The sequence below is a fragment of the Veillonella atypica KON genome (genome assembly GCF_002959915.1).
GTDB classification, from domain to species: domain Bacteria; phylum Bacillota; class Negativicutes; order Veillonellales; family Veillonellaceae; genus Veillonella; species Veillonella atypica.
Map to the genome: position 1 here is coordinate 258,173 of NZ_PPDE01000008.1, position 26,638 is coordinate 284,810.

The following is a 26,638-nucleotide window of genomic DNA, read 5'->3' on the forward strand; positions in this document are numbered from 1 at the left end:
GAGGAGTATATGGCAGTACTTGAAGTAGTAAAAGCGGGACATCCCATATTAAAAGAGGTTGCAGAACCTGTAGAACATGTAAATAAAAAAATGCGTGCTTTAATAGAAGATATGGCCGATACAATGTATAAAACAGAAGGTGTTGGATTGGCAGCACCGCAGGTTAATGTTTCAAAACGCATAATAGTAGTTGATGATCATGCTGGTAGTGGATTAATAGCGCTTATCAACCCTGAAATTATTCATGGTGAAGGAAGTCAAATTGGGCTAGAAGGCTGTTTAAGTGTACCAGGTTATTTCGGAGATGTGGAACGTTTTGAAAAGGTTACCGTAAAAGGTATCGATCCACATAATAAAAAAGTTATGATTAAAGCTGAAGGTTTTTTGGCTAGAATTTTTCAACATGAAATAGATCATTTAGAAGGTCATTTATTTATTGAAAAAGCTACAAACTTACGCCGTATTGCAGATCATCCGGAGGAAAAGGAAATTGTCTAACAATAATCCATTACGCATAGTATTTATGGGCACGCCAGATTTTTCTGTTCCTACATTACGCGCATTAGTTGAGGCTGGTCATTCTATAGTAGGTGTATATTGCCAACCCGATAAACAAAAGGGACGTGGTAAGCAGATTCAAATGCCACCAGTTAAAGAAGCTGCGTTATCTTTGGATTTGCCCGTGTATCAACCTATAACATTACGTGATGATGCTGTTCAAAAGGAATTGATTGATCTTGCACCAGACGTTATCGTCGTAATTGCTTACGGTAAGATTTTGCCACCATGGCTTATTCGTTTGCCTAAATATGGATGTATTAATATTCATGCATCTATATTGCCAAAATATAGGGGGGCAGCACCTATCCATTATGCTATTTTAAATGGTGATACTAAAACAGGGGTTACCATTATGCATATGGATGATGGTTTAGATACAGGTGATATTATCGATATTGCAGAAATTGATATACTTCCAAACGAAACAACAGGCGCTTTATTTGAGCGCATTGCTGAATTAGGGGCTCGCACTATTTCTCCTGTATTAGATAAATGGGTGAAAGGTAAAATTACAGCCACCCCTCAAGATGACGCTTTAGCAAGCCACACTTCTAAGATTACAAAAGAAATGGGGCTTATTGATTGGCATCAACCGGCACATAAGATTGTCAACTTGATTCGTGGTTTAAATCCTGCACCTGGATGTTATTCTTTCTTACAGGGGAAACGGTTAAAGATTTGGTCTGCTCAAATGGTTGAGATTACATCTGTAAACAATAAGATGGCCACAATTTTTGTAAATAACAATGAGATTTCTGTAGAATTTGCACCTCCTGGAACTATAGTGCATACAGCAAAGGGACTTGTTGTGTCGACTGGTGATCAAGGTTTTATTCTCCTTACAGAGGTACAACCAGAAAATAAAAAGCGTATTAGTGCCCAAGATTTTATTAATGGTCACCAAATTAAAGGTGGTATTGCATTTGACGAAGTGTAATATATATTACAAAAGATACCCATTATATTTAAAATTATCGGCTCTATCTTGTTTATTCATTTCAATAATCATCGGCTTTTCAATGTATATAGTTTGGCCAGGATTAGAAAGAATATCATACAACTTAGCTTTTATTAGTGAAAGTATAGGTGGACTCTTAATATTAGGTATTTGGGGACTTTGGTTTGTTCTAGCTATTGCTTCTCTAGGTTTTAGATATATTCATCCTATAGTTTTACGAATAGCTAATCGATTTATTTATTTACTTTTCCCATTATCATTAGGGCTAGGAAAGGCTTTCATAGGCATACAAAAAGATGAATTACGTCAAGCTATGATTGATTTAATTAATCATCTAGTGGTTATGAATTTATATAAAGTACCTCCTGAACGCATTCTTCTATTAACACCTCATTGTCTTCAAGAGAACACCTGTATTCATAAGGTGACACATGATGTATACAACTGTAAGCAATGTGGTCGCTGTCAGGTAGGAGGGTTATTGAAAATCGCGAAGGAATATGGTTGTCAATTTATAGTTGTCACTGGTGGCACATTGGCACGTATGAAGGTTAAAGAGGCAAAGCCTAAGGCTATTATTGCTATAGCTTGTGAACGAGATCTTGCTAGTGGTATGGCTGATGTATTTCCTATTCCTGTTATCGGAGTATTAAATGAACGCCCTAATGGACCTTGCTGTAATACGACTGTTGATATTAACAAGGTACGAGATGCTGTAGAGTTACTGATTGATAAGGATAACTATGAACGAAATTGCTAAAAACGGACAAAAACAGAATATACGATTATTGGCTGTAAAGGCATTATCTGATATCAATCGTAAGGGTGCCTATGCTAATATTGTTTTACAGGACTATATTTCAAAATATAATCTATCTGACTTAGACAGACGCTTCTTTACAGAACTCGTATACGGTGTGGTGCGTAGACGCAATTATTTAGATGCTATTATCGTGCATTTTGCCAAACGTCCTATAAAAAAATTGTCCTCTATGGTGGTAGAAATTTTACGACTAGGTGTATATCAGATTATCTATATGGATAAGGTACCGGAAAGTGCAGCAGTTAATGAATCAGTTAAATTAGCGAAGAAATTAACACGAGGTCTATCTGGCTTCGTAAATGCCATATTGAGATCCGTTATACGAGAACAAGATAGTATTGGTATTGAAGATTTAGCAGCTAATGATATAGAAGCTATTTCTTTCATTTACAATATTCCTCTTTGGCTTATCAATTTATGGATAAGTGAGTTTGGTCGTGACAAAACAGAAGATTTATGTGCATGGTTTAATGAACAGCCTAAATTGACGGCACGTATTAACACGATTCTTATTGATATTCCACAATGTTTAACTATGTTAAATGAACAAGGATGGGCTGTTACACAGGATTCTAATTACGAGGATATTATTTATATTAATAGCCATCGTGGTAGCCTTGAAAAATCTGAGGCATTTATAAAAGGTTATATTACATTCATGGATAAGGCATCTATGCTAGTAGCACGTCTCGTAAATCCACAACCTGGTGAGCGTATATTAGATTGCTGCGCTGCACCAGGTGGTAAATCCATGTACATGGCAACTTTAATGAATAATGTAGGTTCATTAATGAGTTGTGATATACATGAACATAAGATTGAACTCATGAATTCAAATGCTGACCGATTGGGTGCTTCTATTGTTCATACAAAAGTACAGGACGCCACAAAGTTACCAGATTCATGGAACTCGTATTTTGATCGTGTGCTTGTAGATGCACCGTGTTCTGGATTAGGTATTCTTCAAAAGAAACTAGATATGCGTTGGCGAAAACAGGAATCGATACTTTCAGAATTACCATCTTTACAGTTAGCCATTTTAGAACGCGCTGCTATGACAGTTAAGGAAAAAGGCTATTTAATATATTCCACTTGTACATTAAACTACAAGGAAAACGAAGAGGTAGTCGAGGCATTTTTACAGAAACATAAGGAGTTTTCTATTATTCCTGTGGCGGATGATTTCCCACTTAAGTCAAATAGTGGTATGATTACAACATATCCACCAACAGATGATATGGATGGTTTCTTTATGGTTAAAATGCAACGTATTTCTTAACTAAGTTGTTAACTTTGAATGGGAGCACTCATGATTGAATTGTTGGGTAAATCGTTAGTTGAATTGCAAGCGTTATTTGAGGAACATAAAATTCAAAAATTTCGTGCAAAACAATTGATTGATTACATATATCATCGTCATATTTTTGTATTTCAAGATATGACACAATTCCCTAAGAACTTGAGAGATTGGTTGGATTCTAATTGCATAATATCGATTCCTAAAGTGATTACTCAATCTGTATCACCTGACGGAAAAACACAGAAATTATTATTGGAACTTACTGATCACAGCAGAATTGAAGCCGTTCTAATGGAGCAATATTATGGCAATTCTGTATGTGTTTCCTCCCAAGTTGGATGCGCTATGGGCTGTGTTTTTTGCGCATCTACACAAGGGGGATTATTTAGAGACTTATCGGTTTCTGAAATTGTAGGTCAAGTTGTTCTCTTTAGTGCCTTAAAACAAGAAGATATTCACTCTTTAGTTGTCATGGGTGCTGGTGAACCATTACAAAATTATGACAATGTATTGCAGGCGTTAAAACTTATTCACGACCCTATGACATTTGATATTAGTTATAGAAAAATGACTATTTCTACCTGTGGTTGGGTTCCTAATATTTATAAATTGGCAGATGAGGATCTTCCGATTACATTAGCGTTATCTTTACATGCTACAACAGATGAAACACGTCGTAAGATTATGCCTGTTGGATCTCGATACAAATTAGACGAGGTTTTAGATGCTGTAAAATATTATTATGAAAAAACACAGCGACGTATAACATTTGAATATATTTTAATAGATTCAATTAATGTATCGTTAGAGGAAGCTCATGAGTTAGGAAACATTGGCAAGGCATTTCCTAATTGTCATGTCAATCTTATTCCTGTAAATGGGAATGAACATATTAATTTGTATAAACCTTCTAGTAAACATATGAACATATTTAAGGATATTGTCGCTTCTTATGGTGTTTCTGTTACAATTCGTAAAGAAATGGGCGATGCTATTCAAGCCGCATGTGGACAATTAAAAGTAGCCCACGGTCGGAAAGAGGAGATTCATGAATAATATCGTAGGTTTAAGTAAAATTGGATTAGTCAGAAAACAGAATGAAGATCGCTTTTTTATTAGTGATAATATTTGTGCTGTTACTGACGGCATGGGAGGCTATAGAGGCGGAGAAATCGCCAGCACCTATGCTGTTGATGAAATAAAAGAATATTTACAATCTACTCCTACCATTAATGAAACGTCCTTAGTCGATGCTATATTACATGCGAATACACGCATAGTTAATCGTGTGGCACGAGAGGAACGGCTTAGTGGAATGGGAACTACTGCTGTTGTGGTTGCTAAGGTAGATGATAATCTACTTTGGGCTAGTGTCGGCGACAGTAGACTCTATATTTATAGAAATGATGAATTGACGCAAATTACCACGGATCACTCTATGGTTCAACAGTTATTAGATGCTGGTGAAATTACAAAAGAAGAGATGATTGTACACCCGCAACGTAATTTATTAACTAGAGCCGTCGGTGTTGAAGAAGATTTACATGTCGATAGTGGTACACTACATGTAAAATCCGGTGATCGAATTCTATTATGTACAGATGGATTATCTGGGTATATTAGCGATGAAAGAATACGAGAAGTATTACATCATATTGATGATAATACAGAGGTATTAAATACATTGATTGCTGATGTATATGATGCTGGTGCCGGTGATAATGTTACCATTATAGTAGGAACTATCTAATCTAGATATGGAGAGTTATAAATATTATGAAGATTAAAGATACATTGCTGGATAATCGCTATCGTATCCTGACCAAGATTGGTGTTGGCGGAATGGCCGACGTATATAAAGGTGAAGATACTTTATTAGGCCGTCCAGTAGCCATAAAAATTTTACATTCAAACTTTGCTAGTGACGATGAATTTGTAAGTCGATTTAAACGAGAAGCGCAGGCTGCAGGCAAGTTAAATCATCCTAATATCGTGAATATGTATGATGTAGGCTATGATCAAGGCATGCATTATATCATTATGGAATATGTAGACGGAGAAACACTTAAAGAATATATTACCCGTCATCATCGATTATCCATTGACGAAGCTGTTAAGATTACTATTGCTATCGGTGAGGGCTTAGAACATGCCCATGCAATGGGAATTGTTCATTGCGATATCAAACCACATAATGTAATTATTACAAATACAGGTCGTGTAAAGGTGACTGATTTTGGTATTGCACGTGCTATGAATACCACTAACACTGTTATGTACACAAATTCTATAATGGGGTCTGCTCATTATCTTTCACCAGAACAAGCTAGTGGAAAACCTGTCGATGGAAATACAGATATTTATTCCTTAGGTGTCGTTTTATATGAAATGTTAACTGGCAAGGTTCCTTTTGAAGGGGAAACACCGATTGCAGTAGCATTAAAACATGTACGAGAAAAGGTCATTCCACCTACAAGATATAATCCTTCTATACCACCATTGTTAGAAGCGGTTGTGATGAAAGCATTAGCTAAAAATCCTACTGATCGATTTGATTCCATATCTGAAATGATGGGGGACTTACGTTTATCTCAAGGCTTTACAATGGGAAAAACACAACGTCATGAACCATACGATTTTGCGACACAAATGATTCCGGCTGTAGATCCAGATACATTAGATGATTTCAGTGATATCGATGATTCTACGCCTAATGAGGAAAAAAAGAAATCTATGCTTAGTAAGATTGCATCTATACCACAAAAATATATAGTTCTTGGTGCTGCCGTTATTTTCTTGATTGCATTTTTAGGTGCATTCTTGAGTTATGGTAATTTTTGGAGTAATACCACTGTTGATGTACCAAATGTAGTAGGTAAACAAGTCTCTGTGGCCAAAAATATTTTGGAAGATAAACACTTACGAGTATCGACAAGTGAGGTAACTAATACAGATGTTCCAGCAGGACAAGTTATTTCTCAAAGCCCTGGTGCTGGGGAAAAAGTTAAGGAACAGCGTACTATACATTTAGTCGTATCTAAAGGTGTTGGTGATATTACAGTTCCTGATCTTTCTGGTTTGACTGTAGATCAAGCACGTCAACGTCTTAAAGATTTAGGCTTAGTTGTGGGTAAAATCTCACAAGGATCTGTTGAAGGAAAACCTGATAATGTTATAGTTGCACAAAGTCCTTCTGGTGATTCCAAGGTATCCAAAGGCACTACTGTTGATTTAGTTGTAAATAAAGCACAAGCTAAGAAGGTTAAAATGCCAGATCTCGTTGGTATGACCTTGAAAGATGCTCGCCAAGTATTGAGCTCTAACAATATTGGTGTTAATCAGATTGCTGGTTCAGTAGATGATAAATCAATTGTTACAGAACAAAGTATAAAAGCTGGTGAAGAGGTTTCTGAAGGTAGTAGCTTAAACTTAGCTACTGAATTAAAGGGAGATTCTTCCAAAAAAGACGACTCTAAGCAAAGCTCTTCTAATAGAACGAAAGGGACTGTAGATATAACCGTACCATCTGGTTCTAAAAATCAAGAAGTCAAAATTGTCGTAAAGGATGATGATGGATCTTCCGTTATATACGATGATACAAATAAACCTGGTGACCGTATCGTAAAAAATGTATCTGGTGTGGGCAATGTTCGAATACAGGTGTACCTAAATGGTGCATTAGTTCAAGATACTGCGTTGTAGAGGCCGTATGAGTACAGGTATTGTAATTAAAAATATGAATGGTTACTTTTATATTCAAGATGAATTTGGAACCATTCATGAATGTAAGGTGCGGGGACGTATTAAAAAGTCGAAATATAGTTTGCTTGTAGGTGATCGTGTAGAGTTTTCAGAAGATGGATTCGTTGAGACTATCTTGCCACGTCACAATTCAATGATACGTCCTGCTGTCGCTAATATCGACCAAGTTATCCTTGTTGTTGCTTCTCATAATCCTGATATTAATGAGTTATTACTCGATAAAATGTTAGTAATGATTGAACATGCTGATATACCAGTCATTTTGTGCATAAATAAGTGCGATGTAGGTGATGCATCGACAGATGCATTAATCGATAAGTATAAATCGATTGGATATCATGTTATCACTACATCTGCCATAAATCATATCGGTATTGATGAATTACGCAATCATTTGCAACACAAGGTTACTGCTTTTGCAGGACCTTCCGGTGTTGGTAAAAGTAGCCTCTTAAATGCAGTAGATGAAAAATTTGCATTCCAGACAGGTGAGATAAGCGATAAGATTAAACGTGGGAAGCATACAACACGTCATGCCTCATTGTTTAGTTTAAATGCTGATTCATTTATCATGGATACACCTGGTTTTAGTTCTATTGAATTCACTGATATTACATTAGAACGATTACCTACACTATTCCCTGAATTTTCTGATTATGTAGAAGCTTGTAAATTTAATCCTTGTTATCATGAGCATGAACCGATTTGTGGTATCAAGGAGGCTTTGGCAAATCATAAAATTTTTGAAAGTCGCTATGATGCGTACACGAATATTCGAAAAGATATACAAAACCAAAGAAAGAGGTTTTAAAATGATTAAAATAGCTCCATCTATGTTATCCGCAGATTTTTCAATATTGCGTGATGAAATTAAAAGTGTTGAACTTGCTGGTGCTGATTATCTTCATATCGATGTTATGGATGGACATTTCGTGCCTAATCTTACATTTGGTGCACCTATTGTAAAAGCTATCCGCCCACATACTGCATTGCCTTTTGATGTACATTTGATGGTCACTAATCCGGCTGATTATGTTGAAGAATATGCAAAAATTGGTGTTGAGTACTTTACCTTTCATCAAGAAACAGTTCCTCATATGCACCGATTGATACAGCAGATTAAATCCGCTGGTATGAAAGCAGGGGTTGCGCTCAACCCAGGGACACCAGTTTCGATGTTAGAAGATGTGGCCGGAGACTTGGATATGATTTTAATCATGTCCGTCAATCCAGGATTTGGAGGACAATCCTTTATTCCACGGGCTGTAGAAAAAGTAAAACAAGCGAAACTTTTATTGGATTCAGCTGGTAATAATGATGCTGTTATAGAGGTTGATGGTGGTATTAACGATATTACTTGCATACCAATTAAGGATGCAGGTGCTACCATGTTAGTTGCTGGATCTGCTGTATTTGGGGCTCCTGATAGAGCGAAGATGATCGAAGCAATACGTAATAACTAATATAAAATATATCTAGATTCGAGTAAAAATCATAAGTCTTTTATTGTAGATATATACTATGATATAAAGAGTCAGTAATTCTTTTATAATTACTGACTCTTTACTTGCTTTTAGAATATTTTTTTGTTAAAATTACTAAGTATGAAAAATATGCACGTCAGTGGACTTCGGTACTGTGCCTAATTTTGGGTGACCCGAAGGATGAAGCGGCGGAGGTTAATTAACAGGAGGTGCCACAATGGCAGTTGTATCAATGAAACAATTATTAGAGGCTGGTGTACACTTTGGTCATCAGACTAGAAGATGGAACCCTAAAATGGCGAAATTCATCTTCACTGAACGCAATGGTATTTATATCATTGACTTGTCCAAAACAGTTAAAAAAGTAGAAGAAGCTTACAATTTCTTACGTGAAGTTGCTTCCCAAGGCGAAGTAATCTTGTTCGTAGGTACTAAAAAACAAGCTCAAGAAGCTATTAAAGAAGAAGCTATCCGTGCTAACATGTTCTTCGTTAACGAACGTTGGTTGGGTGGTATGTTGACTAACTTCAAAACAATTGAAACTCGTATTAAACGTTTAAAACAATTGGAAGCTATGGCAGAAGATGGTACTTTCGAAGTATTGCCTAAAAAAGAAGTTATCGGTCTTCGTCATGAAATGGAAAAATTGGAAAAATATCTTGGCGGTATCAAAGATATGCCTAAAATGCCAGGTGCTCTTTTCGTAGTTGATCCTAAAAAAGAAAAAATCGCTATTGCAGAAGCTAAAAAATTGGGTATTCCAGTTGTTGCAACAGTTGACACTAACTGCGATCCAGATGAAGTTGAATTCCCAATCCCAGCAAATGATGACGCTATCCGTGCTGTAAAATTATTAGCTGGTAAAATGGCTGATGCTGTTCTTGAAGGTCGTCAAGGTGAATCCTTTGATGAAGCATTAGATAACATGGTTTCTGATTCTGCAGAAATGGTTCGCGACGGTCAAGCTTAATCATAATTGATTAGCATTTGAAAGATAAATCTATAACATATATAATTAGGGTAAGGACTGTATCCTTACCTTAATTAGTACTAGGAGGAACAAAATAATGGCAATTACTGCTGCTATGGTAAAAGAATTGCGCGACATGACTGGCGCAGGTATGATGGATGCAAAAAAAGCATTAGTTGAAACTGACGGTAATATCGATAAAGCGGTTGACCTTCTTCGTGAAAAAGGTTTGGCTGCTGCAGCTAAAAAAGCTGGTCGTATCGCAGCTGAAGGTGTAGTACAATCTTACATTCATGCTGGTGGTCGTATCGGTGTTTTAGTTGAAGTTAACTGCGAAACTGACTTCGTTGCTAAAACTGATGATTTCCAAAGCTTAGCACGCGATATCGCTATGCAAATCGCAGCTGTTAACCCTGCATACTTAAACCGTGAAGAGGTTCCTGCTGAAGTAATCGAACATGAAAAACAAGTATTGTTGGAACAAGCTAAAGTAGAAGCTGAAGAAGACGTTAAAGCTGGTCGTAAACCAAAACCTGAAGCTGTTTTAGAAAAAATGGTTAATGGCCGTATTGAAAAATTCTATAAAGAAAATTGCCTATTAGAACAAGCGTTCATTAAAGATGGTGACAAAACAGTTACTGATATCATTAATGAAAATATTGCAAAAATCGGTGAAAACATCAACGTACGTCGTTTTGTTCGCTACGGTTTGGGCGAAGGCATTGAAAAACGCCAAGATGACTTCGTAGCAGAAGTAATGGCATCTGTTGGTAAATAATTAATAAATAATAAGAGAACACCGTACCGTGTTCTCTTATTTTGCAATAGAGGAGTATACAAATGGCAAAGAGACACTTTAAACGTATTGTTTTGAAGTTGAGTGGTGAAGCATTAGCGGGTGATCAAGGTTTTGGTATTAACCCGGATGTAGTTGAAAAGTTTGCACAAGAAATCGCAGCTTTGGCAAAATCCACTGATTTAGAAATCGCTATTGTTGTTGGTGGCGGTAACCTATGGAGAGGGTTAGCTGGTAGCAATCAAGGTATGGATCGTGCTACAGCTGACTATATGGGCATGTTGGCAACAGTGATGAACTCCTTAGCATTGCAAGATGCATTAGAACAAGCTGGCGTGGATACTCGCGTACAAACAGCTATTGAAATGCAGGAAATTGCAGAGCCTTATATTCGTCGTCGTGCAATTCGACATTTGGAGAAAAAACGTATCGTTATCTTTGGCGCAGGCCTTGGGAAACCTTATTTCTCCACTGATACAACAGCTGCATTGCGCGCTGCAGAAATTGAAGCTGATGCAATTTTGATGGCTAAAAAGTTTGCTGATGGTGTATATGATTCTGATCCAAAAACAAATCCTAATGCCGTTAAATTTGATGAATTAACATATAATGACATTATTACAAAAGAATTAAAAGTAATGGATTCTACATCCACTACATTATGTAAAGACAATAATATCCCTATTATCGTTTTCAGCATGGATATTCCTGGTAATATTACAAAAGCTGCAAAAGGTGAAGAAGTAGGGACTATCGTTCGCGGAGAATAAACCACTATGGAATTAAAAGAATTAATGCAACAACAAGAAGAACGTATGAATAAGTCCATCGAGTCTTTAAAGCATGAATTTGCTTCTATTCGTACCGGTCGTGCTAGTACTGCATTACTTGATAAGGTGATGGTTGATTACTACGGATCTCCTACGCCAATTAATCAAGTAGCTAATATTTCTGTACCAGAACCTCGTATGATTTTAATTGCACCATGGGATAAATCCATGATTGGTGCTATTGAAAAAGCTATTTTACAATCAGATTTGGGATTAAACCCAGGTAATGATGGTACAGCTATACGTTTGACAATTCCTCAATTAACAGAAGAACGTCGTAAAGAAATTGTTAAAGTAGTTCATAAGAAAGCTGAAGATGCAAAGGTAGCAGTTCGTAACATTCGCCGTGATGCTAATGATGCATTGAAAAAAGAAGAAAAAGCTAAAACGATTACTGAAGATGATGCTAAAGATGGTTTAGATCAAATTCAGAAATTAACGGATAAAAAGATTAAACAAATCGATGAATTGAAAGCCGTTAAAGAAAAGGACGTATTAGAAGTATAATGACTAATTCTAGTAGTCTTATTGGAATGCCTTGGCAGCTTGCAAAGTCTCAATTGCAGGCTGCCCATATTCCTTTTAAGGTAATAATAGGCGATAATTTTAATCGCTTTTTTGAGATAGCCTCTGAAGGCTATTATGTCGCAAGAATCACTGAATCTGAGGATATGCTTCATATCATTCTATATAGACCTATGGTTGCAAGTGATTTTGGACATACTCTGGAGGTAATGTATGCTGAGGAAACTATTTAAACGCCATACCTCATCTACAGTTAATATAGATGAACACAATGTGCCTCGTCACGTAGCTATTATTATGGATGGCAATGGGCGTTGGGCAAAGCGTCGTGGCATGCCTCGGTCAATGGGACATCGAGCAGGTGCTGATGTATTAAAAGAAATTGTTATTGCTGCTGATGAAATCGGTGTAAAAGCATTAACAGTATATGGATTCTCAACGGAGAACTGGAAACGGCCTGAGCAAGAGGTTTCTCTTTTGATGGCCTTGATTAAAGAATATTTACAAAAAAACGTACAATATATGCATGAACATAATGTTCGTATACGTTTCATTGGATATATTCAAGGACTTTCAGAAGAATTACAAACGATTATTTCTGATTCCGAAGCATTAACTAAGAATAATACAGGCCTAACCTTACAATTAGCTATTAATTATGGTGGGCGTGATGAGATAGTACGGACTGTACAAGGAATAGCACAATCTGTGTTAGAGGGACAACTTGCAGTTCAAGATATTACTGAACAATATGTTAGCAGTCATTTGTATACGCAAGAGTTTAGTGATGTCGATTTACTAATACGTCCTAGCAAAGATTATCGTATTAGTAACTTTTTATTATGGCAGTTAGCATATGCCGAATTTTGGTTTACTGATTTACATTGGCCAGATTTTACAAAAGAAACATTATTAGAAGCTATAGCAGCCTATCAAAAACGAGAACGTCGTTTTGGTGGCTTGCAAGAGGAATAATCGATGCTTAAAACACGTGTTATCACTGCAGTTATCGGGTTTATCATTGCATTAGGTGCCATTACACTAGGTGGCTTAACATATGATATACTCATTACATTATTAGCACTTATTGGATGGCGAGAATTTATACTGCTAAGTAAGGCTAAACATGTTCGTGTACCGGTATTGTGGGGATACCTTTCAATTATCGCTATCATGATATCCTTGTGGTTTGGCAGTTATACAGTAAGTATGGCTTGCTTTGTATTCGCCCTTATTTCCAATTATCTAATGTGTACATTTGGTGAAAATACATATTCTATGAGTAGCGTTTCTTATAGCTTATTTGGTTTGCTATATATAGTAATGGGACTAGGCTCATTATTATTGATACGTCATGACTGGCTCTATAGTTCATTAACAATGCCTATTGTTGGTGAAAGTTGGGGCGTAGTTATGCTATGGTTATTATTGTTTTCAACATGGGCTAGCGATACCTTTGCGTACTTTGCCGGTCGTGCATTTGGTAAACGTAAAATTGTACCGTCCATAAGTCCTAATAAAACATTAGAAGGTTTTATTGGCGGTTTTATCGGCTGTGTTGTAACTGGTATTGTGTATGCTGTAATCAGTCATATACCAGTCTATATAGGTGCCTATGTTGGTATCATTTGTGGTGTATTAGCACCTTTAGGTGATTTATTTGAGTCTAAATTAAAACGATTATGTAATGTAAAAGACTCAGGTACACTATTACCTGGTCATGGTGGGGTTTTAGATCGTTTTGATAGTTTAATGTTTACCGCACCAGTTACATTATTATTAATTTTATGTTTTGCATAATAAACATAAACAGAAAAGAAGGCTTTTATGAAGTATGTAAGTATATTGGGAAGCACTGGCTCAATTGGTACACAAACATTAGATGTTATTAAGCAACATCCTGACCAATTTAAAGCCGTTGCATTAGTTGCTCACCGTAATATTGATTTATTAGAACAACAAATTAATGAATTTAATCCATTAATAGCTGGTGTAGTTGATGAACAAGCATATATGCTTCTTAAAGAACGTTATCATGGTTCCACTAAAATTATAGGTGGTAAAGAAGCTTTGATTAGTGCAGCCACAATTCAAGAAGCTACTATGGTGGTTACGGCAATTGTTGGTGCTGTTGGTATTGAGCCAACTGTAGAGGCCATTAAGGCCCGCAAGACTATCGGCCTTGCCAATAAAGAAACATTGGTAGCAGGTGGACCTTTAATTACGGCACTTGCTAAAGAATATAATGTTGCTATTTTACCTATAGACAGTGAACATAGTGCTATTTTCCAATGTTTGGAAGGACAAGCTAAATCGAATGTAGATTCATTGATATTAACTGCTTCAGGTGGGCCACTTAGAACCTGGCCTAGTGAACGTATTGCTTCTGCTACGGCAGAGGATTGTTTAAAACATCCTACATGGAATATGGGTAGCAAAATTACTATTGATTCTGCTTCTTTATTTAATAAAGGGCTAGAGGTCATTGAAGCCCATTGGTTATTCGACTTTGATTTTGATCATATCGATGTGGTGGTTCACCCTCAAAGTATTATTCATTCCATGATTCGTTTAAATGATGGTGCTATCCTTGCACAAATGGGTAATCCTGATATGCGTGAACCAATTCAATATGCTTTAACATATCCTAAACGGATGCATCTTGATATGAAACATTTGGACTTTAAAGAATTACTCACTCTTGAGTTTATGCCTCCTAGAGTAGATGATTTTCCTGCTTTAAATTTAGCATATAAAGTTGGTAAAATTGGTGGTTTTAAGCCAGCCGTATTTAATGCAGCTAATGAAACTGCCGTATATGCATTTTTAGATGGAAAAATCATATTTAGCGATATCTATAAAATCGTTACCGCTGTTTTGGAATCCATGGGAAGAGATGATGAATTTACTCTCGATAACTTACTAGCTGTCGATCAATGGGCTCGCATAAAAGCTTCAGAATTTATAAATAGGAGATAGTATGATTACGGCTTTAGCCACAATATTTGTATTTGGTCTAATCGTGTTTATTCATGAATTAGGTCATTTTATAACTGCAAAATTATCGGGCATGCGTGTTGATGAATTTGCTATTGGTTTTGGTCCTGTTTTGCTAAAAAAACAGTATGGCGAGACCTTATACTCTGTTCGTTGTATTCCGTTAGGTGGTTTCAATCGCATCGCTGGAATGACACCTGATGAGCCATTAGATGATGGTTCATTCTATACAAAACCAGCTTATAAAAAACTTATTGTTATTTCTGCTGGTGCTATTTTTAATTTCTTATTGGCTATAGTCATTTATTTCGGCCTAAATGCTACAGTGGGAACAATGGTTTCTACTGATAAGCCTATAATTGGCAGTGTTATTACAGGTGGTGCTGCAGATTTAGGAAAATTACAGGGCGGAGACATTATACTTTCCATTGACAACCAACCTATTTCCAAGTGGTCAGAGATTTCTGAACGTTTGAAAGGCACAGCTAATCACGGTGTTACCGTTGTAGTAAATCGTAATGGTGACACAGTTGAAACTACTGTAATTCCAAAGATGGAAAAGGATACACCAAAGTTAGGTATATATCAAGCGTATGAAACAATACCTCATAGTATAGGGGATTCTTTCATACTAGCTGTTCAGAAAACAGGATATATTATTGTAGCTATGGTAGATGGACTACGTGAAATGGTTGTAGGTACAGAGCAGGCTGAAGTATCTGGACCAGTTGGCATTTCACATATGGCAGGTTCTATAGCTCAACAAGGCTTTGCACCTCTATTGAGTTTTGCTGCATTGCTAAGTATTAATTTAGGTGTTATCAATCTTTTGCCGTTACCAGTTCTTGATGGTGGGCATCTCATCATCATTTTAATAGAGGCCATTACAAGACGTAAATTACCGGCTAAAGCTTTGATGTATATTCAAATGATTGGTATTGCGTTATTAGTTACAATATTTGTATATGCTACTGCAAAAGATATACTACAATTACTATAAATAAGTCATAGTTAGGAGTTATATATGATTACTAGAAAACCAACAAATGGTATCTATGTAGGCAATGTAAAAATTGGCGACTATGCACCTGTTAGTATTCAGTCAATGATTACTACTGATCCTGTACATACGGAAAAGGCGATTGCTGAAATCAATCGATTAGCGGATGCTGGTTGTGAATTAGTTCGAGTTGCAGTTCCTACAATGGAATCTGCAAAAGCATTAAAAGCGGTACGTGCAGGAATAACCATTCCTCTTATAGCAGATATTCATTTTGATTATAAATTAGCATTAGAAGCCATTGATAATAATGTAGATGGCCTTCGAATTAATCCAGGCAATATCGGTGGAGAGGATAAGGTGTTGGCCGTTATTGAAAAGGCTAAACCTAAGCAAATTCCAATTCGTATTGGTGTCAATGCAGGTTCTTTACCACAACATATATTAGACGCTTATGGAGGTCATCCAACAGCTGATGGTATGGTTGAGACCGCATTGGAACACGTACGTATTTTAGAGAAATTGGACTATAAACAAATGAAGATTTCTATTAAAGCTACCGAAGTACCACTTATGGTAGAAGCTTATAGAAAGCTTTCAGATAAAATACCATATCCATTGCATTTAGGTGTAACTGAGGCTGGTACCATTAAACAAGGTACGATTAAATCGGCTATGGGTATTGGTGCATTGTTATTAGATGGTATCGGTGATACCTTGCGCGTATCCTTAACAGGTGACCCTATTCATGAAATTGAGGTGGGTAAAAGTATTCTAAGCAATTTAGGTCTTAGAAACTTTGGAGCTACCATGATTTCATGCCCAACATGCGGTCGTTGCCAAGTTAATTTATTTGATATGGCAAGCATTGTAGAAGAACGTCTAGCATCCATTTCTGCACCTATTAAGGTTGCCGTGATGGGATGTGTCGTTAATGGACCTGGTGAAGCTAGGGAAGCCGATTTTGGTATTGCCGGTGGCAAAGGTCAAGGTATCGTATTCAGAAAAGGGGAAGTTTTAAAAACCGTACCCGAATCTGAACTAGTAGATACTTTATTTAGAGAAATAGATCAATATTTAGAAACAATTGATAAGGAGTAATTGTATGTTAGCCAGTAAATTATATGCCCCAACATTGCGGGAAGTTCCATCTGATGCAGATGTGGTAAGTCAACAGCTTATGTTGCGCGCAGGTTTTATGCGTAAGGTTGCTAATGGTTTATATAGTTTTTTACCTTTGGGCTGGCGAAGCATCAAAAAAATTGAAGCTATCATTCGCGAAGAAATGGACCGTTCTGGTGCACAAGAGATTATGATGCCTATTTTGCAACCAGCAGAGATTTGGAAAGAATCTGGTCGTTGGAATGCGTATGGTGCTGAAATGATGCGTATCAATGACCGCCATGATGTGGAGTACTGCTTAGGACCAACTCATGAAGAAATGATTACAACATTGGTAAAAAATGAAATTAATTCATATCGTCAATTACCAGTTAATCTTTATCAAATCCAAAGTAAATTCCGCGATGAACGTCGTCCACGATATGGTTTAATGCGTAGCCGCGAATTTATCATGAAGGATGGGTACTCCTTTGACATTGATGATACAGCTGCAGATGTTTCTTACAAAAATATGTATGATGCATATAGTCGTATTTTTACTCGTTGCGGTCTTACTTTTAGACCTGTAGAAGCAGATAGCGGTGCAATTGGTGGTAGCAATACTCATGAATTTATGGCTATTGCTGAAGCCGGTGAAGCAGATATTATTCACTGTTCCGCTTGTGACTATGCAGCGAATATTGAAATCGGTAAACCTGGCATTATGAAGCAAGCAGAAGAAGCTTTAAAAGAATTAGAAGTAGTAGATACACCTCATGCATCTACTATTGAAGCTGTTGCAGAAATGCTCAATTTACCTTTGGAAAAAACTATTAAAGCAGTAGTATATGCTATTGAAGATAAAGTAATTCTAGCTATGGTTCGTGGTGATCATGATGTGAACGAAGTGGCTGTTCAACATGCTGTTAATGGTTCTGTAGAGCCTGAAATGGCAACACCTGAACAATTGGAGAAGGTTGGATTGACAGCTGGCTTTATCAGCCCAGTAGGTCTTAAACAAACTGATGATTTTGCTATAGTTGTAGATGAATCTGTTATGGAAACTTACAATGTTTGTGGTGGTGCCAATAAAGCTGATGCTCATTACATCAATATCAATCCTAAACGCGATTTTAATACAGAAGATATTATCGTAGCACCTATTCGTTTGATTACTAAAGACGATGTGTGCCCTGAATGCCATAGTCCTCTAGAATACAGTAAAGGTATCGAAGTAGGCCAAGTATTTAAGTTAGGTACTAAATATTCTGAAAGTTTACAAGCTACATACCTTGATCAAAATGGTCGTCCTAATGCAATGGTTATGGGCTGTTATGGTATTGGCGTTAGCCGTACATTAGCTGCAGCTATTGAACAATATCATGATGAAAATGGTATTATTTGGCCTCGTGCTATAGCTCCATTTGAAGTAGTTATTGTTCCTATTAACGCAAAAGATGAAGCCCTAATGTCCACAAGTACATCTATTTACGATATATTATTAAACAATAAAGTAGATGTTTTATTAGATGACCGTAAAGATCGGGCTGGTGTTAAGTTTAAAGATGCTGATCTTATTGGCTACCCATTACGTATTACAGTAAGTAAAAATACGTTGGAAAGTAATGAGGTTGAAATCCGCGTTCGTAAAACAGGTGAAGCTATTAATTGTCCAATCGATGAAGTATCTAACAAGGTACAAGAATTATTGAGCCAATTATAATTAAATTGCGATTCTAGTGAAAGCTCATTGGAATCGCAATTTTTATATTTATATATATGTGAATTCATTTAATTTCATATTGAAAACTTTTAGTTAATACCTTGTAAAAACTTGAATAAACAAACGGAATAAGTCATAATAAAATGATAGGGTAATGTAATAATTTGGAGGTAATTATGCGTGTAGATTTTCATATGCATTCTACATTTTCTGATGGTGTAGAAACACCAGAACAGCTATTACAACATGCTATTGAAGCTGATTTGAAAATGATTGCATTAACTGATCACGATGAAATTGCTGGTATAGATGTAATGTTACAAAATAATAGTTCTATTCAAATTATTACAGGTTGTGAGTTCAGTGGTCACTATAAAGGTAAGGATATTCATATCTTAGGTTATGGATTTAATCATCATGATGAAGGATTACGGAAATTCATTGAATTTTTTAAAGAAAAACGTGAATCAAGAATAAAAGAAATTATTAGTCGATGTATTGCTCATGGCTATGATATTTCTTTTTCTGAATTACAAAATTTATATCCAAATACTAAGTCCTATGGTAGACCACATGTTGCTAGATTATTAATAGATCATGGCTATGCCAAAGATGTACAAGATGTATTTGATGGTATATTAAATTCAAAAAGCCCTTGTTATATACCTAAAGTAAAATTAGAAGTACCAGAAATATTAGATATTATTCATAATGCAAATGGCCTAGCTGTATTAGCGCATCCCAAATTAGTCCGTAATGATGAGTATGTTGCGGAACTATTAAACTATAGTTTTGATGGTGTAGAAGTATATCATTCTAAACATGATTATGATGATGAAGTAAAATATTTAACCATGGCAAAAGAACGAAATTTATTTGTTACAGGTGGATCTGATTATCATGGAATACCTAATCGATACCCTTATCATTTAGGTGAATATGTTGTAGATAGTAATCTAATAAATCAATTTATTGAACGCATACGTTGTATATCAGCGTAATTATAGATGTGAGGTGTACTATGGAAGTTATTGCTTTTGTAGGTGGTAGTGGGACCGGTAAAAGTCATCGGGCTCTCGTACTAGCTCATGAAAATAGTGTGGAATGCATTATTGATGATGGTATTTTAATTCATGATAATAAAATCGTAGCTGGCTTTTCTGCCAAAAAAGAATCTAGCCGGTTAAAGGCTGTTCGTCGTGCTATATTTCAAGATCCTGTTCAAGTTAAAGAGGTTCGTAGTCAATTAGATGCGATAAATCCTAATCGATTGATGATTATTGGTACATCCGATAATATGGTCAAAAAAATTACTAAGGCATTGGGGCTTCAAGAACCAGATCGATATATTCGTATTGAAGATGTGGCAACCCCTAAAGAAATTGAAAAAGCACAGTATGCTCGTTTAAAAGAAGGTAAGCATATTATTCCTGTGCCAACCATGGAATTAAAGCCTCACTTTAAAGGATATCTTATCGATCCAATTAAGACGATTTGGAGACGACGTACATTGCGTAAACAAGATCCTGATAAAATTGGTCAAATTGGATCTGAAGGCTTTGAACGTTCCGTTGTTAGACCAGCCTTTAGTTATTATGGTCGTCTAACATTTGATGATGATGTCATCATTAAATTAATTAGAAATGGCCTAAAAAAGGTTCCTGGTGTTGATGCCTCATCAGACATCGCTTTCAAAAAGAGCTCTAAAGGGCAGAATGGTTTAATATTAGATATGTCAGTTGTTATAGAACAAGGTCATCCCGTTAAACCAATGATGCAACAGGTACAAAAATCTGTACGCAACGAATTAGAATATATTACGGGCATGTCTGTAGAGCGAATGTCTATAAAAGTAAAAAATATTGTAGAAACAAAACGTAAGATTATAAAACATATTTAGGAGATAGAATGAAGTCATATTATATATATACCTATGGTTGTCAAATGAATACCGCTGATTCTGAGCGTCTTTCACATCAACTTGAAATAGTAGGTTATATACCGACCGATGATGTAGAATCGGCAGATTTAATATTATTGAATACCTGTGCAGTACGTGAAACGGCAGAAACGAAAGTATTTGGTCGTATCGGTGAATTAAAACGTTTAAAACAAAAAAATAAAAATTTGATCATTGCTATTACAGGTTGTATGGCACAAAAAAATCAAGCTGAAATGTTTAAACGCGCACCTCATATCGATATTGTCCTAGGTACTCATAATATTCAACATATTAATGAAATGATTGCTGAGGTTCAACGTACCCATAAGCATCAAATCAATGTTGACATGGATAATACAGTACTTCCAGAATTACAGGCAAAACCTAATGGTACATTTTTTGCTTGGGTACCGATTATGAATGGTTGTAATAAATTTTGTACTTATTGCATCGTTCCTCATGTGCGCGGTCGCGAAATTAGCCGTCCCGTAGAAGCAATTGTAAAAGAAGTAACAGAGTTGGGTGCAAAAGGGTTTAAGGAAATTACGTTGTTAGGACAAAATGTAAATTCCTATGGCTTAGATTTTAAAGATGGTACCGATTTTGGCACATTAGTAGATGCCCTTGATCATATCCCAGGCATCGAACGTATTCGTTATATGACGAGTCATCCTCAAGATATGACCAAATCAATGATTGATGCATTGGGGCGCTCTAGTAATATCGTTACGCATTTACATTTACCAATTCAATCCGGTTCTGATAGAATTTTAAAGAAGATGAATCGCCATTATACGGTGGAACATTATAAAGAATTATTATCCTACTGTAGAGAGAAAATTAAAAATGTAGTTGTAACAACCGATATAATCGTAGGTTTTCCTGGGGAGACTGAGGAAGATTTTGAACAGACGCTTCAATTATTAAAAGATGTTCGCTACGATATGGCTTATACTTTTATTTACTCTAAACGGTCTGGTACGCCTGCTGCTACCATGGATGAGCAAGTTCCAGAAGAAGTAAAACGCGTTCGTCTACAACAATTGATGGATATTCAAAATGAAATTTCTTTAGAACTCAATAAAACTATGGAAGGCAAAGTATTTGATATTATTGTAGAAGGTCCAAGTGCTAAAGATGAAACCATGTGGTTCGGTCGTACGTCCGGGAATAAGATGGTACTATTCCCAAAAGATGATGAGTTAACTATCGGTGATACTGTACCAGCCTATATTGATAAAGCACAAACATGGGTCTGCTACGGTACCATTCAAAAGGGGTAAGAATGGCAAAAAAAGTAACACCAATGATGGAACAATATTTAGATATTAAATCGCGACATAGCGATGAGCTTCTATTTTTCCGACTTGGTGATTTTTATGAATTATTTAATGAAGATGCATTAATTGCATCTCGAGAATTGAATATTACCTTAACAGGTAGACCAACAGGCAATGAGGAACGAACACCTATGTGTGGCGTTCCTTTTCATGCTGCTGAAAGTTACATAGAAACTTTGGTTAAAAAAGGGTATAAGGTCGCTATTTGTGAACAATTAGAGGACCCTAAGGCCGTAAAAGGCATCGTTAAGCGGGATGTTATCCAAGTCATTACACCGGGAACCGTAATGACAGAAAATGGTAATGATGCACGGAGTAATAACTTTTTAGCTCTATTCTATTTAGTTAAAGAGGCTTGGATTCTTGTATTCTCCGATGTATCTACGGGTGAGGTCATTTGGGATCGTGTACCTCAAGACAATATAAGTCAAATATATGATTCTCTTAGCATGTATAGACCTGCTGAAATCATTGTTCCTGAAGGAACTATTTTGCCACAATCTATCGTTGATTTCATTCATAATCAATTTAATAATGTAGTATTGTCTCCATTTACTTCCTTTGAAAGTGTAGATTTTGCATGTAAACTTGCAAATAATCACTTTCAAGATATGGGCCTTATGGAGGAAGATGTATTAGCTGCATTAGGCTTTATGCTCTTATATTTACAAGATGTAATTAAAACAGAAATAGCCCATATTAATTATGTTCATCAGATGGATGTAGGCAATCGTTTGATTCTAGATACATCCTCATTGCGTCATCTTGAGATTACACACAACTTGCGGGATGGCGGTGTAAAGGGGACTTTATTAGATGTGCTCGACAGAACATTAACACCTATGGGGGCCCGTTTATTAAAACAATGGTTGGAAAGCCCTCTTACGGATATATCTACTATTCAACGACGTCAAGCTGCTGTTGCGGAACTCATATCTCGCAATGGTGAAAGATGCGAAATTCAAGGTTATTTAGATTGTATTTATGATTTTGAGCGTATCGTAGGTCGTATTGAAACAGGTTCTGTATCGCCTCGCGATTTTACATCGCTTCGTGAATCCCTCCAAGTATTACCGCAAATTAAGAATCTTCTTAAAGAATTTTCTGGCCTTTCATTGTCATCTATTAATACTCGCATTGATCATCATGCTGATATATATGATTTATTGAATCGAGCTATCGCAGAACAACCAGCATTAACATTGAAAGATGGACGCGTAATTCGGGATGGCTATAACGAAGAATTAGATGAACTACGATCCTTAGCCACCAATAGTGAGGTTTGGCTTCAAAAGTTAGAGGATAAGGCCAGAGAAGAAACAGGCCTCAAACTAAAAACAAAATATAATAAGGTTTTTGGATATTTCTTTGAAGTAAGTAAATCTCAAATTGATAAGGTACCGGCCTATTTTATTCGGAAACAAACCACAGTCAATGCAGAGCGTTATATTACACCTGATTTAAAAGAATTTGAAATTAAAATTCTAAGTGCCAAGGAAAAAATTGTTTCCTTAGAACAACAGCTCTATCAAGATTTACGCGATCAAATCAAAGGCGTTATTAAAAAGGTTCAGGAAACAGCTAGAGCTTTGGCAGAACTGGATGTACTTGCATCATTAGCGACTGTTGCCTATGAGTCTAACTATATTTGCCCGAATATCGTTATGAATGGTCAAATTAATATTCGTGATGGTCGTCATCCGGTGATAGAAAAATTCTTAAAAAGAGAGGTTTTTGTTCCTAATGATGTAGTACTCAACCATGATGATGAAGAATTTATGCTTATAACTGGACCTAATATGGCTGGTAAATCTACCTATATGAGACAAGTTGCGATACTTATGATTATGGCTCAAATTGGGTCATTCATTCCTGCTAGAGAGGCCACTATTTCTCCTGTAGATCGCGTATTTACACGTGTAGGTGCTAGTGATGATATTTCTACAGGTCAAAGTACATTTATGGTAGAAATGAAAGAGGTTGCTTATATTCTTGAAAATGCTACCTCTAAGAGTTTAATTATTCTTGATGAAATCGGTCGTGGTACCAGTACCTTTGATGGTTTAAGTATCGCACAAGCCGTGGTAGAACATATTTGTAAACATATTCATGCAAAAACATTGTTTGCTACACATTACCATGAATTGATACCTTTGGAGGACGTATACCCTCGTTTGAAGAATTACACGGTAGCTGTAAAGGAGAAAGGAAAAGATATTGCCTTTTTACGCCGTATTATTAGAGGTGGTGCCGATAGGAGCTATGGTATTCACGTAGCAAAATTAGCAGGTTTACCAGCTCAAGTATTGAAACGAGCGGAAGTGATTCTTGAATCCTTAGAGGAACAAAATACCGACACCGATGATTTAAATAATCGCGTTATAACATCAGATTCTGTTGTTAAGTATACTAAACCATCTATCGAACAAGATGATTTTGGCAATTTATTCACCCATTCTGTTGTGGATTCCTTGTTGGCTATAGATGTGAATACGATGACACCTATAGAGGCGCTAAATGCAATTCATCAGTTACAAGCAGAGGCGCGTAATGGAGGCGGTAAATAATGGCAACCATACATGTTTTGGATGAAACTACAATCAATAAAATAGCAGCTGGTGAGGTTGTAGAACGTCCCGCATCAGTTGTAAAAGAACTGATTGAAAACTCTATTGATGCTGGTGCTACATCGATTGAAGTGGAAATTGGCGAAGGTGGTAGTGCATATATGCGCATTACTGATAATGGCAAGGGGATGACAGAAGAAGATGCCCGCCTTGCAGTTTTGCGCCATGCTACCTCTAAGATTCAAAATGTAGAGGATTTATTCGATATTGCATCCTTAGGGTTTAGGGGAGAGGCTTTGGCGAGTATCGCTTCTGTTTCTCATTTTATTTTGACTACTAGAACTGTAGACCAAGAACTTGGTACACGTATCCTCATCGATGGAGGAACCTTTACTGATTGTATTCCTTATGGTGCAGCACCTGGTACGACAATTGAAGTGAAGGAATTATTTTTTAATACACCAGCTCGTCGTAAATTTCTTAAAACTGAACGAACTGAATCATCTAAAATTCAAGACATTGTTGGTAAATTGGCATTAAGTAATCCGCATATTGCTTTTAAATTAACTATTGATGATCGTGTAGCTATCATTACACCAGGAACTGGCTCAATACAAGATACAGTGGCTGCATTATACGGTTATAAGACCAAGAATGATATATTTCCTATCGCTTATGAAAGTGAACATATCTATATTGAAGGTGTTGTATCAAAACCAACATTGTTAAAAAGCACGCGTATTTGGCAGACGATTATTGTCAATAATCGAGTTATATCAGATAAAACAATTTTGAAAGCCATAGATAATGCTTACCATGCATTATTACCAAAATCTGGATATCCATTGGTTTTACTACATATAACTGTACCGGCTAGTATGGTGGATATCAATGTACATCCTCGGAAGAGTGAAGTTAAATTCGAAGATGATAAAATCATATTTAAAGCTGTTTATCATGCAATTCTAAATGCCTTAAATAACCCTCTTCATGAACGGTATGAACGTGAATCATCATCGTTTACTCAACCTTTAGAAACTGAATCACAAGGTAGTGGCTATAACTCGTACCAAGCTCCACAAGTTTTGAGTGATCATAATGATACGGCTGAACATATTGCTACAGCCATTGACTATGATAAGGTTTTTGGCGGACGGCGCACTAAGGGATATGAGGTATTACGTCAGGATACACGCGATTTTGTAGATGCCTTAAAAGAAAAAGGGTTTACACCACCAGCTCCAAAAGCGACGTATGAACAGGAAGCATTTGAGGAATCTTCATTTACATCAGTTCCTACAGCTTATACTAGCTATACGACGGAAGATAAAGAGAAATTCCATCAAATACAAGAACAGCATATAGAAGATGAGTCTAGAGATATACAAAAATCAGGCTTTTTACCAATGGGACAGGTTGCATCCTGTTATATATTAGCCAAAAAAGGTGATGATTTATATATTATAGATCAGCATGCAGCACACGAACGTGTCCGTTATGATCGTTTGTGTAAATCTTCGGAAGCTATACCAATGCAAAGCCTGCTTGTACCGACATATAGCAATGCCACAGAGGATGAAATGAATCTCGTTGAGAATGAACAGGACGCTTTGTTGGATTTAGGCTTTGAAGTAGAGCTTGGCGGTCCTAATCAAATCAAATTAGTTGGTGCACCTGTAGATCTAGTAGAAAGTAAAGCTCAGGAAATTTTATCTTATGTATTTACTTTTTTGCATGACCATGAACAGCCCACCAAAGCCCAATTGCGTCATGAAATGCTAGCTTATGCATCTTGTAGAGGTGCCATTAAATCTGGACACAATCTTAATATGTACCAAATGACAACACTTATTGAAGATTTATTCCATACAGATAAACCTTATGTGTGCCCTCATGGTCGCCCAACAATTATTAAATTTACACCTGATGAATTGGGTAAGTTATTCTTAAGGTCTTAAT

The 26,638-nt window shown here is 36.4% G+C and carries 25 protein-coding genes; all 25 read left to right on the forward strand.

The window, feature by feature from the left end:
• Positions 1-9 precede the first annotated feature (9 nt).
• The 25 genes from def (at position 10) to mutL (ending at position 26,637) form a co-directional block, all read left to right on the forward strand.
• Positions 10-498 carry a peptide deformylase gene (gene def, locus VAHSUH02_RS05160; protein WP_005378942.1) on the forward strand — a complete coding sequence of 163 codons (489 nt, stop codon included), beginning with the start codon at positions 10-12 and terminating at the stop codon, positions 496-498.
• Entirely contained in the window at positions 491-1,498 is a 1,008-nt protein-coding gene (fmt, locus tag VAHSUH02_RS05165; RefSeq protein ID WP_005378789.1) for a methionyl-tRNA formyltransferase, read from the forward strand. The genes def and fmt overlap by 8 nt, the downstream gene beginning before the upstream one ends.
• On the forward strand, positions 1,455-2,279 hold the full coding sequence (locus tag VAHSUH02_RS05170) for a DUF116 domain-containing protein (RefSeq protein ID WP_005378869.1): 825 nt from the start codon (positions 1,455-1,457) through the stop codon (positions 2,277-2,279). Before fmt ends, VAHSUH02_RS05170 begins: the two co-directional genes overlap by 44 nt.
• Positions 2,263-3,621, forward strand: a complete 1,359-nt coding sequence (gene rsmB, locus VAHSUH02_RS05175; RefSeq protein WP_005378780.1) for a 16S rRNA (cytosine(967)-C(5))-methyltransferase RsmB — start codon at positions 2,263-2,265, stop codon at positions 3,619-3,621. Before VAHSUH02_RS05170 ends, rsmB begins: the two co-directional genes overlap by 17 nt.
• Before the next feature lie 30 nt (positions 3,622-3,651).
• A complete protein-coding gene (gene rlmN, locus VAHSUH02_RS05180) occupies positions 3,652-4,698 on the forward strand; it encodes a dual-specificity RNA methyltransferase RlmN (RefSeq protein ID WP_005378925.1) in 1,047 nt (348 codons plus the stop codon).
• Positions 4,691-5,392 (forward strand): Stp1/IreP family PP2C-type Ser/Thr phosphatase, encoded by a 702-nt coding sequence (locus VAHSUH02_RS05185; protein WP_005383248.1) that lies wholly within the window; start codon positions 4,691-4,693, stop codon positions 5,390-5,392. Before rlmN ends, VAHSUH02_RS05185 begins: the two co-directional genes overlap by 8 nt.
• Positions 5,393-5,418: 26 nt before the next feature.
• Positions 5,419-7,344, forward strand: coding sequence for a Stk1 family PASTA domain-containing Ser/Thr kinase (gene pknB, locus VAHSUH02_RS05190; RefSeq protein WP_005383249.1), 1,926 nt, complete (start codon positions 5,419-5,421; stop codon positions 7,342-7,344).
• A 7-nt stretch (positions 7,345-7,351) separates the two neighbouring features.
• A complete protein-coding gene (gene rsgA / locus VAHSUH02_RS05195; protein WP_005383250.1) occupies positions 7,352-8,215 on the forward strand; it encodes a ribosome small subunit-dependent GTPase A in 864 nt (287 codons plus the stop codon).
• 1 nt (position 8,216) lies between these two features.
• Positions 8,217-8,867 carry a ribulose-phosphate 3-epimerase gene (gene rpe / locus VAHSUH02_RS05200; protein WP_038148774.1) on the forward strand — a complete coding sequence of 217 codons (651 nt, stop codon included), beginning with the start codon at positions 8,217-8,219 and terminating at the stop codon, positions 8,865-8,867.
• 238 nt (positions 8,868-9,105) lie between these two features.
• Complete coding sequence (rpsB, locus tag VAHSUH02_RS05205) at positions 9,106-9,858, forward strand: 30S ribosomal protein S2 (protein WP_005379083.1); 753 nt, start codon at positions 9,106-9,108, stop codon at positions 9,856-9,858.
• A 97-nt stretch (positions 9,859-9,955) separates the two neighbouring features.
• Positions 9,956-10,636 (forward strand): translation elongation factor Ts, encoded by a 681-nt coding sequence (gene tsf / locus VAHSUH02_RS05210; protein ID WP_005378927.1) that lies wholly within the window; start codon positions 9,956-9,958, stop codon positions 10,634-10,636.
• Positions 10,637-10,698: 62 nt separating this feature from the next.
• Positions 10,699-11,424 (forward strand): UMP kinase, encoded by a 726-nt coding sequence (gene pyrH, locus VAHSUH02_RS05215; protein WP_005378934.1) that lies wholly within the window; start codon positions 10,699-10,701, stop codon positions 11,422-11,424.
• Between the two features lie 6 nt (positions 11,425-11,430).
• Complete coding sequence (frr, locus tag VAHSUH02_RS05220) at positions 11,431-11,991, forward strand: ribosome recycling factor (RefSeq protein ID WP_005378949.1); 561 nt, start codon at positions 11,431-11,433, stop codon at positions 11,989-11,991.
• On the forward strand, positions 11,991-12,242 hold the full coding sequence (locus tag VAHSUH02_RS05225; protein ID WP_005383252.1) for a hypothetical protein: 252 nt from the start codon (positions 11,991-11,993) through the stop codon (positions 12,240-12,242). Before frr ends, VAHSUH02_RS05225 begins: the two co-directional genes overlap by 1 nt.
• Positions 12,223-12,984 (forward strand): isoprenyl transferase, encoded by a 762-nt coding sequence (locus tag VAHSUH02_RS05230; protein WP_005378832.1) that lies wholly within the window; start codon positions 12,223-12,225, stop codon positions 12,982-12,984. Before VAHSUH02_RS05225 ends, VAHSUH02_RS05230 begins: the two co-directional genes overlap by 20 nt.
• 3 nt (positions 12,985-12,987) lie before the next feature.
• Positions 12,988-13,809: a phosphatidate cytidylyltransferase gene (locus tag VAHSUH02_RS05235; RefSeq protein WP_005383253.1), complete on the forward strand. Its 822-nt coding sequence runs from the start codon at positions 12,988-12,990 to the stop codon at positions 13,807-13,809.
• Positions 13,810-13,836: 27 nt separating this feature from the next.
• Complete coding sequence (locus VAHSUH02_RS05240; protein ID WP_005383254.1) at positions 13,837-14,988, forward strand: 1-deoxy-D-xylulose-5-phosphate reductoisomerase; 1,152 nt, start codon at positions 13,837-13,839, stop codon at positions 14,986-14,988.
• Position 14,989: 1 nt separating this feature from the next.
• Complete coding sequence (gene rseP / locus VAHSUH02_RS05245; RefSeq protein WP_005383256.1) at positions 14,990-16,006, forward strand: RIP metalloprotease RseP; 1,017 nt, start codon at positions 14,990-14,992, stop codon at positions 16,004-16,006.
• Between the two features lie 24 nt (positions 16,007-16,030).
• Positions 16,031-17,107, forward strand: coding sequence for a flavodoxin-dependent (E)-4-hydroxy-3-methylbut-2-enyl-diphosphate synthase (gene ispG / locus VAHSUH02_RS05250; protein ID WP_005379002.1), 1,077 nt, complete (start codon positions 16,031-16,033; stop codon positions 17,105-17,107).
• A 4-nt stretch (positions 17,108-17,111) separates the two neighbouring features.
• Entirely contained in the window at positions 17,112-18,830 is a 1,719-nt protein-coding gene (locus tag VAHSUH02_RS05255) for a proline--tRNA ligase (protein ID WP_005383258.1), read from the forward strand.
• 176 nt (positions 18,831-19,006) lie between these two features.
• Positions 19,007-19,831: a PHP domain-containing protein gene (locus tag VAHSUH02_RS05260; protein WP_005379406.1), complete on the forward strand. Its 825-nt coding sequence runs from the start codon at positions 19,007-19,009 to the stop codon at positions 19,829-19,831.
• 20 nt (positions 19,832-19,851) lie between these two features.
• Positions 19,852-20,730, forward strand: coding sequence for an Asp23/Gls24 family envelope stress response protein (locus VAHSUH02_RS05265; protein ID WP_005379418.1), 879 nt, complete (start codon positions 19,852-19,854; stop codon positions 20,728-20,730).
• An 8-nt stretch (positions 20,731-20,738) separates the two neighbouring features.
• Positions 20,739-22,055, forward strand: a complete 1,317-nt coding sequence (gene miaB, locus VAHSUH02_RS05270) for a tRNA (N6-isopentenyl adenosine(37)-C2)-methylthiotransferase MiaB (RefSeq protein WP_005379395.1) — start codon at positions 20,739-20,741, stop codon at positions 22,053-22,055.
• Between the two features lie 2 nt (positions 22,056-22,057).
• On the forward strand, positions 22,058-24,679 hold the full coding sequence (mutS, locus tag VAHSUH02_RS05275; RefSeq protein ID WP_005383263.1) for a DNA mismatch repair protein MutS: 2,622 nt from the start codon (positions 22,058-22,060) through the stop codon (positions 24,677-24,679).
• On the forward strand, positions 24,679-26,637 hold the full coding sequence (gene mutL, locus VAHSUH02_RS05280; RefSeq protein ID WP_005383265.1) for a DNA mismatch repair endonuclease MutL: 1,959 nt from the start codon (positions 24,679-24,681) through the stop codon (positions 26,635-26,637). Before mutS ends, mutL begins: the two co-directional genes overlap by 1 nt.
• The last annotated feature ends 1 nt before the right edge of the window (position 26,638 follow it).

Coding starts and splice junctions, on each gene's coding strand:
- def (WP_005378942.1), top strand. CDS start 10: ATGGCAGTACTTGAAGTAGTAAAAGCGGGACATCCCATATTAAAAGAG.
- VAHSUH02_RS05170 (WP_005378869.1), top strand. CDS start 1,455: ATGGTCACCAAATTAAAGGTGGTATTGCATTTGACGAAGTGTAATATA.
- rsmB (WP_005378780.1), top strand. CDS start 2,263: ATGAACGAAATTGCTAAAAACGGACAAAAACAGAATATACGATTATTG.
- rlmN (WP_005378925.1), top strand. CDS start 3,652: ATGATTGAATTGTTGGGTAAATCGTTAGTTGAATTGCAAGCGTTATTT.
- VAHSUH02_RS05185 (WP_005383248.1), top strand. CDS start 4,691: ATGAATAATATCGTAGGTTTAAGTAAAATTGGATTAGTCAGAAAACAG.
- pknB (WP_005383249.1), top strand. CDS start 5,419: ATGAAGATTAAAGATACATTGCTGGATAATCGCTATCGTATCCTGACC.
- rsgA (WP_005383250.1), top strand. CDS start 7,352: ATGAGTACAGGTATTGTAATTAAAAATATGAATGGTTACTTTTATATT.
- rpe (WP_038148774.1), top strand. CDS start 8,217: ATGATTAAAATAGCTCCATCTATGTTATCCGCAGATTTTTCAATATTG.
- rpsB (WP_005379083.1), top strand. CDS start 9,106: ATGGCAGTTGTATCAATGAAACAATTATTAGAGGCTGGTGTACACTTT.
- tsf (WP_005378927.1), top strand. CDS start 9,956: ATGGCAATTACTGCTGCTATGGTAAAAGAATTGCGCGACATGACTGGC.
- pyrH (WP_005378934.1), top strand. CDS start 10,699: ATGGCAAAGAGACACTTTAAACGTATTGTTTTGAAGTTGAGTGGTGAA.
- frr (WP_005378949.1), top strand. CDS start 11,431: ATGGAATTAAAAGAATTAATGCAACAACAAGAAGAACGTATGAATAAG.
- VAHSUH02_RS05225 (WP_005383252.1), top strand. CDS start 11,991: ATGACTAATTCTAGTAGTCTTATTGGAATGCCTTGGCAGCTTGCAAAG.
- VAHSUH02_RS05230 (WP_005378832.1), top strand. CDS start 12,223: ATGCTGAGGAAACTATTTAAACGCCATACCTCATCTACAGTTAATATA.
- VAHSUH02_RS05235 (WP_005383253.1), top strand. CDS start 12,988: ATGCTTAAAACACGTGTTATCACTGCAGTTATCGGGTTTATCATTGCA.
- VAHSUH02_RS05240 (WP_005383254.1), top strand. CDS start 13,837: ATGAAGTATGTAAGTATATTGGGAAGCACTGGCTCAATTGGTACACAA.
- rseP (WP_005383256.1), top strand. CDS start 14,990: ATGATTACGGCTTTAGCCACAATATTTGTATTTGGTCTAATCGTGTTT.
- ispG (WP_005379002.1), top strand. CDS start 16,031: ATGATTACTAGAAAACCAACAAATGGTATCTATGTAGGCAATGTAAAA.
- VAHSUH02_RS05255 (WP_005383258.1), top strand. CDS start 17,112: ATGTTAGCCAGTAAATTATATGCCCCAACATTGCGGGAAGTTCCATCT.
- VAHSUH02_RS05260 (WP_005379406.1), top strand. CDS start 19,007: ATGCGTGTAGATTTTCATATGCATTCTACATTTTCTGATGGTGTAGAA.
- VAHSUH02_RS05265 (WP_005379418.1), top strand. CDS start 19,852: ATGGAAGTTATTGCTTTTGTAGGTGGTAGTGGGACCGGTAAAAGTCAT.
- miaB (WP_005379395.1), top strand. CDS start 20,739: ATGAAGTCATATTATATATATACCTATGGTTGTCAAATGAATACCGCT.
- mutS (WP_005383263.1), top strand. CDS start 22,058: ATGGCAAAAAAAGTAACACCAATGATGGAACAATATTTAGATATTAAA.
- mutL (WP_005383265.1), top strand. CDS start 24,679: ATGGCAACCATACATGTTTTGGATGAAACTACAATCAATAAAATAGCA.